Genomic DNA, 12,046 nt, shown 5'->3' on the forward strand with positions numbered 1-12,046 from the left:
ACGATGCGCGAAGTGGGGCCCACGCCCCCGTACTCGTCGACCCAACCGGCAGCTTTCGCGCCGAGAGTAGTGGAGCGTGCACCGAATCCAACCATGGCATGTCCGTTGCATCGCGGGGGACGCGATGGGCGCCGACGAGCCGGAGGGTGGACAGCCTCGCCGCGATTTTCTCAACCTCGCGATCTCGGGGACAGCTGCGGCGTTGGGGGTGATGGCCGTCTACCCCGTCGGCAAGTTCCTCACACCCAGGGATGAGGCCGGCGCGAAGACGGCCACATTGGGCGAGGTCGAGCGGTTTTTGCGAGGAACCGCCAAAACCGTTCTGGTCGGCGATCGGCCGGCGCTGGTGCTGCGACTCGACGACGGTTCGTTCCGCGCCTTCAGTGCCCTGTGCACGCATCTGCAGTGTGTGGTCGCGTACGCACCGGAGCGCAAACAGATCGAGTGCCCCTGCCACCGCGGGGTCTACTCGGTCGAAGGTCAGAACGTGTCGGGCCCGCCACCCAAGCCGCTGGACACGCTGGCGGTCGCCGTGGTGAACGGCATCGTCACGGTCAGCGAGGCGTGAGTCATGGTGGCATTGGCTCGCAAGTGGCTGGCGGACCGGACGGGCTCCGCGGCGATGCTCGAGCGCATGAGCTCGCGGCGAGTTCCAAGCCGGACCGTCACTCACTACCTCGGCGGATTGCTGGTGTTCGTTTTCCTGCTCGAGGTCGCGAGTGGGATCTTGCTGCTGCTTCCCTACCGACCCGATCCCGCGCAAGCCCACGCTTCGCTGACTGCCATCGCGGGTCAGCTGCCCTACGGTAGCCTGATCCGCGGCATTCACGCTTGGAGCAGCCACCTGTTCGTCGTGCTGCTCGCGCTGCACCTCGCGATCACCTTGCTGCTCCGGCGCTTCCGCGAGCCGAACGAGCTCATCTGGTGGACCGGACTGCTCCTGCTCGCCGTTGGAGTTGGGATGGCGTTCACCGGCTCGATCTTACCGTGGAACCAGAACGCCTACCTCCAAGCGCGGGTGAGCAGCGAGATGATTGGGCAGGGGCCGCTCTTCGGGCCGTGGCTCAAACACTTGCTGCGCGGCGGCGAAAACGTGAGCCCATGGACGCTGAATCACGCGTTTGGATTTCACACCGGAGTCCTACCGGCGGCGACCACGCTGATCTTGGCAGCGCACGTCGCGTTCGTGCAACGCCACGCCAAAGCTCACGACGGCCCCACCATCCCCGCCCACCCGGACTTCACGGTGCGGATCGCCGCCGCGTGCACGGCACTCCTTGCGATCGTGATCACTCTGGCCACCTTCGCACCGATCGCCATCGGAGCGCCGGCAACGCTGACCAACATCACCAGCGCGGAGGCCACGCCTCCGTGGTATTTCCTGTTCTTGCACGAGCTGCTCCGCGCGGCCCCACCCCGGCTGCTTGGGCTCGAAAGCGCAAAGTTCATCTTGGGGGCGTTGTCCGTAGTCGCGGGTTTCACCATTGCCTTGCCCTTCATCGACCGCCGCGGCTCGCGCATCACGATGTTCGTGGGCGCAATCTTCATCACCCTCGTCGTGTTGCTAACCGCCCATGCGCTGCTCTAACCAGACATTGTTGGCGGCCCTCGCCCTCATCGCCCTCGCCGGGGCTGCGGGGCGCACGGCGGCCGCGCCAGCTGATCCGCCCGCCGGCGCTGCGCCAAAGGTGGCGACGGAAGCAACGGACGGCGGTACCGACGATGCGGCCAAGAAGAAGCGCCCCGTGCGGGACTCCAACACGTGCCTCACGTGTCACCGAACGCTGACCGATACCAAGCTGCGCGTCGTCGCCGAGGAGTACGAGCACAGTGTGCACCAGGATGAGCGCATCGGCTGCGTCGCCTGCCACAAGGGCAACCCAACCGACCCGACCGTTCAGTCCCACGATAAGACGACCGGCTTCGTCGTGCGCCCAACCCACAGCCAGATCGCAGCGACCTGCGGTGGCTGTCACGAGGACCCGACGTTCGTGCGCCGTTTCAACGCACGCCTCGGGATCGACCAGCGCAAGATGTATGAGCTCAGTCGCCACGGAAAGATTGCCGGAGCCGGCGACGAGAACTCACCGACCTGCACGACTTGCCACGGCAGCCACGCGATCATGCCGGTCGATTCGCCGAACGCGAAGGTGAACCGTCGCCAGGTCCGCGATCTGTGCGCCAAGTGTCACGCCGACAAAGAGTACATGAAGCCGTATGGGCTACCGGCGACTCAGCCCGAGAAGTGGAGCAAGAGCGTCCACGGCAAGGCGTTCGCCGAGGGGCACGAGAAGGCCCCGACGTGCACTGGCTGCCACAGTCCCCATGCCGGCACGCTGCCCGGAACCTCGACCGTGGCGGCGCTGTGTGATCGCTGCCATCAAGACGAGCGAGATCTCTTCCTGAAGAGTCCGCACTCCCGTGCATTTCGCAAGCTGGGATTGCCGGACTGTGTGCCTTGCCACGGCGATCACGACGTTCAGCGCACCAGCTGGCTGGCGGGGATGGCCCCCGATTCGTCGTGCAGCAAGTGCCACGCGAAGGATGAAAAGCCACGCAAGGTCGCGGACGAGGTGGCCAGTATCCTGAACGACGTCGAGGGAGAAGAGCATGGCGTCAGCGTCGCGCTGACCGAAGCCAAGAGCGCCGGGCTCTTGGTCCCGGATGCGAGCTACGCGCTCGACCGTCTGCACACCGCGAGGATCCGCCTAGTCGCCACCGTCCACACGCTGGACGTGGCGCAGCTGACAGAGGATGCCAACGCCGCCAAGTCGTTGGCCGCTGAGGCACGTGACATCATCGCCCGCGCCCGCCGCGACCGGCAGACCGAACGGCGAGGCTACTTCGCTGCAATCGGCGTACTCGGGCTGCTGTTCGTGCTCCTGGTGCTCAAGTCGTTCGAGCTCGCACGGCGGAGGCGCCGGAGTGCTCCATGACGGTGGCGAACGGCCGCTCGAGGTGGCGCGCCTGGCTCGTGGCGCTCGCAGCGTTGACGGTCACGCTGCTCGGCTTGCTGGCTTTTGCCGGGGTTCACGCCACACGTTCGAGCGAGTCCTGCACCCAGAACTGTCACGTCGCGGGTGACCACAAGTACGTCTCCGCCGGCCACGAGCAGGTGCCCTGTCAGGCTTGCCACGCCGTCACCCCCGGCGCGGGTATCCGGTTGACGTTGGCGCGGCTGGTCGGCGGGAAAGGCAGTGCGCGGCACGGTGCCGTCCGCGCGGCGGATTGCACCACGTGCCACGGCGAGAAGAGCAACACTTGGCGCCGAGTCGCCGCGACCGAAGGCCACCGCTCCCACCCGACGGGAGTCGCAGCCCTGGACTGTCTGTCCTGCCACCGCACCACCACACACGCGGCCGAAAGCCCCGGCAAGGTCTGCGTCGATTGCCATGGCAACGCGCGCCTGCACGACAAGAATAAACACGACGAGGGGCCGAAGCCGGCCTGTCTCTCGTGCCACAACTTCGCCGTGCCGCGCGTTGACGACACTGGGCGAGCACAACTGACGAGCACCGCCTGCACCCGCTGCCACAGCCAGGGAGCGGAGAAGAGCGCCGACGTGGTGCCTGCCAGCGTGATCCGCTCGGAAGACTTGCACGGCGGAGTCGATTGCAAACAGTGCCACCAACCGCACGCGGGTTTGGTTGGCAGCGGCGCCACCCGACCGTGCAAGTCATGCCATCAGATCCAGGTCCTCTCGGGCAACCCGAAGCTCCCAGAGGAACACATCAAGTGCGAGAGCTGCCACAAGCAGCACCAGCCGCTTTCGAGCGCAGGCTCCCGCTGCGTGACGTGCCACGAGCAGGCCCGAGCCAAGACCGAAGCAACGACCTCCACCGCGCTCAGGCACGACGAGTGCGCGAGCTGTCACCTGCCGCACACCTGGGCCGCCGCGCCCAATGAGTGTGTGACGTGCCACAAGGAAGAAGCGGCCTTGGTGCTGGCCAAGAGCCCGCTGAAACACCAGCGCTGCAACAACTGCCACGAGGTTCACGGAAAACCCCCGTCCGGCGCGGTCTGCGGCAGCTGCCACAAAGCGAACGCGGCCAAACAGGTCAACGCCCCGGCCAAACATCGGGACTGCACGAGCTGCCACAAACCCCACGCCCCGAGCGTCCAGGTGCCGACCACCTGCGCCGAGTGTCACAAGGCAGCGCTACATCAGCTGGTATCGCTGGGGCCGGGTGGGCATTTGAAGGCAAACTGCACCGGCTGCCACGCCGTTCACGGCAATCCGCGGGCCGACACCAAGACTTGCTCCAGCTGCCACAAGGACAAGGCGAGGCTCGTGGTCAAAGCCAATGTCGCCCCTCACACCCGTTGTGAGTCGTGCCACGCGCCCCATCGCTTCTCCGTCCTGGCGGCCTCACCTCCGTGCAGCAAGTGTCACGCGCAGATCAACACCTCGAGCGGCAGTCACGGCGGCAAGTGCGTCAATTGCCACGCTCCCCACGGTAGCCCGGCGGTACCTCGGGAGAAATGCGTCGGCTGCCACGAGAAGATCAAGTTCCAAGCGCCGCCCGGCAACGCAGCCCACGCACGCTGCGGCTCTTGCCACAAACCCCACAGTGCCGCGGCCGGCGCAGCCACCAACTGCGCCACGTGCCACGCGGACAAACAGAAGGTCGCTGGGCTGTGGCCCGCAGGTTCGGCTCATCGCGACAACTGCGCGAAGTGCCACCAACCGCACAACGTCCGCGCTGCAGTACCGTGCGGCGCCTGCCACGCCAAGGAGCAAAACTCGGCCATCGGCGGCAAACACCAGTGTAAGCAGTGCCACAACCCCCATCAGGCGCCGGCACAAGACACCAAGGGCTGGTGGAATCGCTGCGCCAGCTGCCACGCCAAACAAGCGCAGGCTTCGAAGCCCCACAACCAATGCCAGAACTGTCACAAGCCCCACGCCTACAAGGTGCCCGACTGCAAGACGTGCCATGTAGAAGCGGCGGGCAAGGCGGCCCACGCTGCGAAGTCCCACGCGGTCTGCACCAAGTGCCACGACGCCCACGGGGCGACCCTGCCAGGGCGCGCGGAGTGTGTGGCTTGTCACGTCGACAAGAAGGACCACCAGCCGCAGGCGCAGCGGTGCTACGTCTGCCATCCGTTCAAGTAATGAGCCGAACGGACACACCGAGTCGCGAGATTGCGCAGGATTTTCGCTGAGCGGACCACGCGGAGCACGAACTGCGCTAGCGTCCCGCCGAACGGTCCGGACTGCGGACACAATTCACGGTCTGCTTCTTGCTGAGGATTCGTGCCATGAAGATGGGCTACATTTTGGGTGCTGTCGTCGTTGTTTCGGGGGGCGTTGCGCTGTTCGGAAGTGGCTTCCGCGACTCGCGGCCAGCGCCTGAGCCGCCAGCGGCGCAGCCCGCGGCCGCGATCCCGGCCGTGCCGGACGAACAGCCCGCCGCGGACATGCAGGTAGTCGAGGGGCAGGTGCTCGAGACCCTCGAGGTTGCAAGCTACACCTACCTCCGCATTGGTGCTCCGGGCAGCGAGGGACAGTGGGCCGCGGTCTCCACCGCAAAGGTCAAGGTCGGCGACCAAGTCCGTGTGCGGTCCGGGACCAAGATGGTGGACTTCGAGAGCCCGACGCTGAAGCGAAAGTTCGCGAGCATCTACTTTGGCTCGCTGGACGACGGCACCGCTCCGGCCGCGGGCGGCCCGCTGCCGGCGGGACACCCGCCCGCCGCGGCAGCGAGCGGGATGCCGGCCGGCATGCCCGGGGGCCATCCCGCCGCGAGCGCGGCGCCCGAGCTACTGCAGATCGGCAAGCTCGACAAGGCGACAGGGCCGAACGGGCGCACGATCGCCGAGGTCTTCGCGCAGCTGAAGGCGCTCTCGGGTCAAAAGGTCCGAGTGCGAGGTGTCGTGGTCAAAGCCACCAACGGCATCATGGGCAAGAACTTCATCCATCTCCGCGACGGCAGCGGCACGGACCAGGCGAAGAACAACGACCTCGTCGTCACCACCGTCGAAGAGCTGGTGCGGAACCAGACCGTGATGCTCGAAGGCACGCTGGTGCTCGACAAGGATCTCGGTGCCGGTTACCGCTACGACGCCCTGCTCGAAGACGCGGCGACCGTGCGCTGAACCGAGCGCACGCTTCAGCAAAGCTGGCGCCCCGGCCAACTCAGGGGACGGTGAACGTGGTCAACCCGTCCACGTGAGTCTCGGGGAACAGGAACTTGAGCGACGTATCGATGTTCTTGTGGCAGCCCGCGCAGACGAATGCGACCGGGTGAGGTGCCGGCGGCGGCAAGGAGTGACAGCCACCGCATGCGGCCTGAGATCCATCGACCTTCGTCCAGATGGGCTGCGTGGACGGCCCACCGGAGGGCTTCCCATTGGGCCACGCGGCACCATGGCAGTACGTGTTCTGGCAGCTCCCGCCGGAGTAGGCCGGGGACGCGCCTCCGGTCGTGGCGACACCGCTGAAGGTCAGCTCGGCGGGGCCCAACGTGTCGTAGTGACCCGGATCGGTCACCTTGGTCGGAACGACGTGACACTCCGCACAGGGCACCTTGCGCGCCGTTCCCTTGCCGACGACGTGAGCCTGATGGGCGCCGACGCCGGGTGAGGTCGTTGCGCTCGACCCCGACAGGTCGGTGGGCGGCGCGGGGTTGGTGCTGCCGTGGCAACCGTTGCACAGGTCCGGCATGACCACTTCGACCACCCCGTCCACATGGAGAGTGCGATCTTTGAACGTGGCGTTGTCGTCGTTGATCACGGCGCCGTGGCAGCGCGAGCAGTTTGTCATCTGCGGATGCGGCGGAGCGGGCGGCGTGCCGTGGCAGCCCCCGCACGGCAGCGGTCCCGACGTCGTGGTCCACTCCGGGGACGGGCCCGGGGCCTCCGGGGAGTGGCACCAGGCGTCGGAGCACTTGCGCACGTTCCGATCCCAGGTCGGCTTTCGGTTGTTCGCGATCGCTGCGCCGCTGAAGGTGAGCTCGGCGGGCAAGTCGCTATCGGTGTGGCCGGCGGCCTTGAACTCCGCGGGCACGACGTGGCACTCGGAGCACGGCACCGGGCGGCTCACTGCACCACCCGCGAGGTGGACGCGGTGGGCGCCGACGCCGAGCGCGGTGACCTCGGTGTTGCCAGAGAGATCGCTGGGGGGCGCCGGGTTGCCATCGCTGCCGTGACACGAGTCGCAGGGCAAGTCCCCAACGTCGATCGTGCCGTTGACGTGCAACGCCGGGTTCTTGATGCCGCTGGCGTCCACGACGGCGCCGTGACAATCCGGGCACTTCGTGCTCTTCGGGTGCGGCGCCGGCGGAGGCAGGGAGTGGCAGGTGCCGCAGGCGGCATCGGAGCTGCGGGGTGAGGTCCACACCGCGTCCGAATCACGATGACAGTACGTGTCGCTGCAACGAAAGTTTTGGTATTGGGGATCGCGCCCACCCTGTTTGGCTAGGTCACCAGGTGTGAACTCGGCGGGGCGGTCGTCGTCCAGGTGACCCTTGTCGCTGGTTTGTTTCGGGACGATGTGGCACTCGGTGCAGGCGACCGGGTCGTGAGTCTTGGTCGCGGTCAAATGCGCCGCGTGCGCGCCCACTCCGGGAGAGCTGGGGTCGGTCTTCCCCGTGGAGTCGGTTGGCGGCGCCGCACGCTCGAGGTCCGTACCGACACGGTTCGGGTCGCCATGACACGACGTGCAGGCCGACGCTTTCTGGTTCGCGACGTCGTCACGCTGACTCTGACAACCCGGCGCGAGCGCCGCGGCGACCGCGGCGATGACCACCGCGCCCAGGGACAAGGAGCGAATTCGGTCACTCATGGCAATACCTGCACATTGCCGCGGAATCGGAGCGTGCGCTCTTCCAGCCCTTGGGATGCGGGTTCCCGCCATAAGCGCCCACCTTGTGACAGCGGATGCAGTTGGTGGCCGGGCCCTGATCGTGGCAACCGGCGCACGCCAGAATGTCACGCCGCGCGTTGCGCCCGTGACCGCTGGGCTCACCCTGTGCGCCGCTGACCCAGCCCGGCGGATGCGGGTTCCGGCCGTTCAGCGCGCCGCCGCTGACACCGCGCTCCAGGTGACAACTGTCGCACGTGCTCGGCGTGTGGCAGCGCGCGCAGCGGGCGGGCTGAGACTTGGCTTCGATGGCGTGGCGGGAGATGAAGTCCCCACGATGGACGAGGTTCTTGTCGATGGCCTCGGGTCGACGCTTTTCGATCGAGAGACCCTGCGACACGTCGTGGCAGTCGTTGCAGTGCTGCTCGGTGTGGCACTGCTGGCACAGCTTGCGCTGCTGCCGCGCAGCCAGCCCGTGACCCCGCTGAAACGCCGCGTCGTGTTTGACGTACGACTGCGGGAGCAGACGCCCGAGGTCCTTCTGTACGTGGCACGGGGAGCACTCTGCCCGGTCCCACTGTGCCTTGTGCTCGTGGCACTCGAAGCAGCGTGCCATGGGCGGGAAGAGTGGCGCGTCCGGTTCGGGAGCTCCTGCGTGACACGGTATGCACTGCCCCTTCACCTCCTTCATCGCCAGGTGCTTTTTGTGGTCGAAGGCAATGGTGTACGCAACAGGGGGCGGCACGTTTCGCGGCGGGCGCTGCACCCTTGTGACCGCACTGTCGTTCGGCTTGTGGCACCTGTCACACAGCTGCTTGTCGGGGAATGCGTGGTCCCTGCCCTTCGCGACCTGGTGGCAAACGTTGCAACTCAGGCACTCGGGCATGCCACGACCGCCGCATTTCATACCCGCCAGGTGCACGGCGTGGGGAAAGCGCGGCGGCGCCTGATCGGCACACGCCACGATGACCGCGATCACACACAGGACCGCGAGCCAGAAGCTGCTGGAGCGGAGCGCGCTCATTTGGCCCTCCCACCGGCCAGGTACTGGATTCGGATCTGACTCTGCAGGTCGGTCGCCGCGTAGGGAGTGTGCGCCAGCGACGTGCCCCAGAGCACGGACAGCTCGGGCAAGATCGAATAGTCGAGGGTGCCCGCGTAGACTCCCGACGAGTCGTAGCCGCGGATGGGGTCATCGTAGAGGTAATGGTAGGCCTCGAGCGTCGCGTGGAGCGGGAACGTGATGCGCTGCCGAAGTGCGTTACGCATGGCTGTGTAGCCGTTCTCCGGCGCGATCACGCGGGAGACCGTGCAGATCAGGACGGTCTGACCGGTGTGACCTGGCTCGATGCGAGCGCTGAGCTCGGCCCGCCCGCCTTGGTCATCGGAGGAGTAGACCTGGACGAAGCCGCCGCCGGTCAGGCGGAGCGCCCGCATGACCCGCAAGCTGAGCGTGCCGCCGGCCTCCTCGTAGGCGTCCGTCGAAAACACGCTGAGCACACTCTGGCGTGACAGGAACAGCGCCGGCTCCGCGTGCAGCATCTCGAGCTCGAGCTCGACGACCCGGCTGGGGGCGTACTGGCCAAACGCGCGGGCATCGGCCACTCGCGTAGCGTCCAGGTCCATCACACCATTGCCACCGAGCGTGAGCTTCTTCGACAGATCGCCTCGCAAATCGAGACCCAGATTGCGATGGGCGAGCTCCCCGGTCTCGCGCTCTTCGTGCACCGACACCCCCGCGTCCAAGCTCGATGAGTCGTAGTAGAGGCGTCCGCCGGCGACCCAGTGCTCGGCGCGTTTGGGCTCGGGCAGCGCGGATGGATCGCGCCACAGCGAGTCGACCGCCGAGCCAAGCTGATGGTAGCCGGGGCGCGCAGCCCAGCGCGGCAGCACGGTGAGGCCCGCGTAAGCGTCGAGACCGACACCAAACGGCAAGGTACCGCCCGCTGCGACACCGTCGAAGCGCGCAAACCGCGCGGCGCCGCCTGCAACGTGCTGTCGACCGATGCGCAGCCACGCCGGCCCGGATCGGTAGCGCACGCTGGCGTGCTGAACGTCACCGTCCACCCGTCGTGCAGCACCCGCCTCACCAAACGTCGCGCTGCCCCACACGTCGAGCTCGACGTCCAAGCTGTGCCTCTCCCACGGCGCGTCGAGATCCCGCGCGGTGAGGGAGGCATACTCGACGACGGGCGCCGCTGTCTCTTCCGTGATCACGGCTCCGTACGGTCCCGGCAAGAGGGAACGTTGGTACAAACGGAAGTGAGTCTCACTCCGCACCACCACGTCGGCCGACGTGTCGGCTTCAGGCGGTGGGGCAGCGAGCGCAGGCGTCGCCCCGAGCACGCCGGTGGCGAGCAGTGCGCCCCCCAAGAGCCGGCTTACTTCCATCGACCCCCATCGTCCGACAGGTTGGGCAGAAATTGGAATGAAAGAATTGCGCTGGGCGCCGAGACCCCGGCACCCCGGTCCGCATCGGGATCAGGACGTTCAGGGGGAATGAGGGGGGTACTCGGCGCCTTTGGACCCGTAGCTGCCGCCGTTGGCCGCGAACAGGGCGAAGCTCAGCGGGCCGCTCGGGTTGAAGTAGCAGTCCGACTCGAAGGTCAGCGCGGGCACGGTCTTGTCGAACTGCGCGTCGGAAGCGTAGGTGCCAATCCCCACAACGCCGCTCTCCTGGGTGGCCTTGGCAAGCGGGTGCACCACGATGGGGTGCGAATACTCGATGCCTTTGGGGTCGTCGAAGTTGGTATCGGCCCTGTCGTCCGTGGGGCTCAGCCCTTGGTTGCCGTGTCGTCCGAGCCGCAGGCGCAAAGCCCGCCGCACGAGATCGCCAAAACCCAGGCGTCCAGCTGCTGCGATGCCTGCATTGCTCGATCACCGCTCCATTTACGCGTACAGCTTACCACCTCCGTGGACGCCTCGACCCTCAGCCGTTGCCCGCGCGGGGTGCTGGCAATTGGCTTGGCGCTTCTCTCGGCAAGCTCCGCGGCCTGTGTGACCAATGGCCTCGCGCCTGTGCCTCGCCCTCCGTTCGTCGAGGACCGGGGCCTCGGGCTGGTGGACGAGACCTTGACGTTGACGGTCGAGGACGACGGCAGCGTGCGGGTCGCTGCGCTGTTTCACTTCGTTGCCAGCGGTGAGCTCCGCGATCGCGTCGCAACGTTTCCCATCGGCGCGCCACGCGGGCCTGCAAGAGAGTTCCGCGCGGAGCTGGTCGGTTCCGGGCGGGTTCCGGTCCCCACGGCCCGGGGAGCTCCGGGAGGGCTGCCGATGGGCGATTTCGTCGAGTCCTGGGACATCTGGCTCAGCGGCGAAGACCTGGCGCGTCACGACGGATGGCTCCTGGTTCGGTACGTGCAAACCGGCAACTCCGACTTCGGGTACGTGCTCAAGAGTGGGGCTTACTGGCGCGGGCCCATCGGGCGTTTGCGTGTGGAGGTCGAGGACCCCCATGCGCGCCTTGCGGAGGTCATCCTCGAAGGCGAGCGCATCGAGCCGCGGGGTCGCCGCCGGCTCTCGCTGGAGCTTCGAGACGTGGAACCTGCCGACGGTGTGATACTGAGGTTCAGATGAGACGGCGCTCGGTCATCGGATGGCTCGCTGGATGTTCGACCGTCGCGGCGGTGTGCTTTTGCACGAGCGCCGCCCACGCCGACGGCGGCCCCAAGATCCGGGACTCGCTGTGGCTGCCTCTTGGTCTGAACTTCGGGTACTCCCTCAATCCGGACCCAGTCTCGAACGGATTCCTCGTGGGGCCGGAGGCGAGCTTCGTGTACCTGGATCACTCGACTGGCTGGGCCGGAGCGTACACCGACGTCCTGCGTGATTTTGGTTCCGACACGACTCGCTTGGGGGTCGGCGCCGAAGCGGGCATGGCGATCTTCGGGGTCGATCTCGGGTACGAGCGAAGCTTCGGCGACACGAATCATCACGGTATCCGCGGGCGCTTCCTGTTGTCGTTCGCCGCGGTGCACTTCTATGGCGGCGTTGGTCGGGTGTTCGCCGACGCAGGCGGGTTCACCTACGGCGAGGTTGGAGTGCTGTTGAAGTTCCCGATCATGATGTGGGAAAAAGAGGGGTTCGATCACGGACGGTACCCTCGGCCCGACCCGGCGTGGAGCGACCCGGGCTACGCCCCGCCGGGGCAACAGCCGCAGCAGCCGCAGCAGTGGCAGCAGCCCCCCGCGTACGCACCGACCCAACAAGAGCCTGGCTACGCACAACCACCTCCGCGTTGAG

At 67.0% G+C, this 12,046-nt stretch carries 11 protein-coding genes; 7 read left to right on the forward strand and 4 right to left on the reverse strand.

The window, feature by feature from the left end; genetic code table 11:
- Nucleotides 1–124 precede the first annotated feature (124 nt).
- From IPI67_27760 to IPI67_27780, 5 genes are all read left to right on the forward strand, one after another.
- A complete protein-coding gene (locus IPI67_27760) occupies nucleotides 125–568 on the forward strand; it encodes a ubiquinol-cytochrome c reductase iron-sulfur subunit (GenBank protein MBK7583980.1) in 444 nt (147 codons plus the stop codon).
- Between the two features lie 3 nt (nucleotides 569–571).
- Nucleotides 572–1,588 carry a cytochrome bc complex cytochrome b subunit gene (locus IPI67_27765; GenBank protein MBK7583981.1) on the forward strand — a complete coding sequence of 339 codons (1,017 nt, stop codon included), beginning with the start codon at nucleotides 572–574 and terminating at the stop codon, nucleotides 1,586–1,588.
- The gene (locus IPI67_27770) at nucleotides 1,575–2,936 is read left to right on the forward strand and encodes a cytochrome c3 family protein (GenBank protein ID MBK7583982.1); all 1,362 of its coding nucleotides are present in this window, start codon (nucleotides 1,575–1,577) and stop codon (nucleotides 2,934–2,936) included. The genes IPI67_27765 and IPI67_27770 overlap by 14 nt, the downstream gene beginning before the upstream one ends.
- Nucleotides 2,933–5,116, forward strand: coding sequence for a cytochrome c3 family protein (locus IPI67_27775; GenBank protein MBK7583983.1), 2,184 nt, complete (start codon nucleotides 2,933–2,935; stop codon nucleotides 5,114–5,116). The genes IPI67_27770 and IPI67_27775 overlap by 4 nt, the downstream gene beginning before the upstream one ends.
- Nucleotides 5,117–5,262: 146 nt before the next feature.
- On the forward strand, nucleotides 5,263–6,099 hold the full coding sequence (locus IPI67_27780) for a nucleotide-binding protein (GenBank protein MBK7583984.1): 837 nt from the start codon (nucleotides 5,263–5,265) through the stop codon (nucleotides 6,097–6,099).
- Nucleotides 6,100–6,139: 40 nt separating this feature from the next.
- On the opposite strand, the gene IPI67_27785 is transcribed toward IPI67_27780, so the two are convergent.
- From IPI67_27785 to IPI67_27800, 4 genes are all read right to left on the reverse strand, one after another.
- A complete protein-coding gene (locus IPI67_27785; GenBank protein ID MBK7583985.1) occupies nucleotides 6,140–7,786 on the reverse strand; it encodes a CxxxxCH/CxxCH domain-containing protein in 1,647 nt (548 codons plus the stop codon).
- Nucleotides 7,779–8,828, reverse strand: coding sequence for a hypothetical protein (locus tag IPI67_27790; protein MBK7583986.1), 1,050 nt, complete (start codon nucleotides 8,826–8,828; stop codon nucleotides 7,779–7,781). Before IPI67_27790 ends, IPI67_27785 begins: the two co-directional genes overlap by 8 nt.
- Nucleotides 8,825–10,195 (reverse strand): hypothetical protein, encoded by a 1,371-nt coding sequence (locus tag IPI67_27795; protein MBK7583987.1) that lies wholly within the window; start codon nucleotides 10,193–10,195, stop codon nucleotides 8,825–8,827. The genes IPI67_27790 and IPI67_27795 overlap by 4 nt, the downstream gene beginning before the upstream one ends.
- Nucleotides 10,196–10,294: 99 nt before the next feature.
- Nucleotides 10,295–10,630: a hypothetical protein gene (locus IPI67_27800; GenBank protein MBK7583988.1), complete on the reverse strand. Its 336-nt coding sequence runs from the start codon at nucleotides 10,628–10,630 to the stop codon at nucleotides 10,295–10,297.
- A 192-nt stretch (nucleotides 10,631–10,822) separates the two neighbouring features.
- Between IPI67_27800 and IPI67_27805 the strand changes: the two genes are divergently transcribed.
- Nucleotides 10,823–11,380 carry a hypothetical protein gene (locus IPI67_27805; GenBank protein MBK7583989.1) on the forward strand — a complete coding sequence of 186 codons (558 nt, stop codon included), beginning with the start codon at nucleotides 10,823–10,825 and terminating at the stop codon, nucleotides 11,378–11,380.
- A complete protein-coding gene (locus IPI67_27810; protein ID MBK7583990.1) occupies nucleotides 11,377–12,045 on the forward strand; it encodes a hypothetical protein in 669 nt (222 codons plus the stop codon). The genes IPI67_27805 and IPI67_27810 overlap by 4 nt, the downstream gene beginning before the upstream one ends.
- Nucleotide 12,046 lies beyond the last annotated feature (1 nt).

Source organism: Myxococcales bacterium, from assembly GCA_016706225.1.
GTDB lineage: Bacteria > Myxococcota_A > Polyangia > Polyangiales > Polyangiaceae > JADJKB01.

What these genes read in the sequence shown, in the direction of transcription:
- IPI67_27760 (MBK7583980.1), top strand. Translation starts at nt 125, where the DNA reads ATGGGCGCCGACGAGCCGGAGGGTGGACAGCCTCGCCGCGATTTTCTC.
- IPI67_27765 (MBK7583981.1), top strand. Translation starts at nt 572, where the DNA reads ATGGTGGCATTGGCTCGCAAGTGGCTGGCGGACCGGACGGGCTCCGCG.
- IPI67_27770 (MBK7583982.1), top strand. Translation starts at nt 1,575, where the DNA reads ATGCGCTGCTCTAACCAGACATTGTTGGCGGCCCTCGCCCTCATCGCC.
- IPI67_27775 (MBK7583983.1), top strand. Translation starts at nt 2,933, where the DNA reads ATGACGGTGGCGAACGGCCGCTCGAGGTGGCGCGCCTGGCTCGTGGCG.
- IPI67_27780 (MBK7583984.1), top strand. Translation starts at nt 5,263, where the DNA reads ATGAAGATGGGCTACATTTTGGGTGCTGTCGTCGTTGTTTCGGGGGGC.
- IPI67_27785 (MBK7583985.1), bottom strand. Translation starts at nt 7,786, where the DNA reads ATGAGTGACCGAATTCGCTCCTTGTCCCTGGGCGCGGTGGTCATCGCC.
- IPI67_27790 (MBK7583986.1), bottom strand. Translation starts at nt 8,828, where the DNA reads ATGAGCGCGCTCCGCTCCAGCAGCTTCTGGCTCGCGGTCCTGTGTGTG.
- IPI67_27795 (MBK7583987.1), bottom strand. Translation starts at nt 10,195, where the DNA reads ATGGAAGTAAGCCGGCTCTTGGGGGGCGCACTGCTCGCCACCGGCGTG.
- IPI67_27810 (MBK7583990.1), top strand. Translation starts at nt 11,377, where the DNA reads ATGAGACGGCGCTCGGTCATCGGATGGCTCGCTGGATGTTCGACCGTC.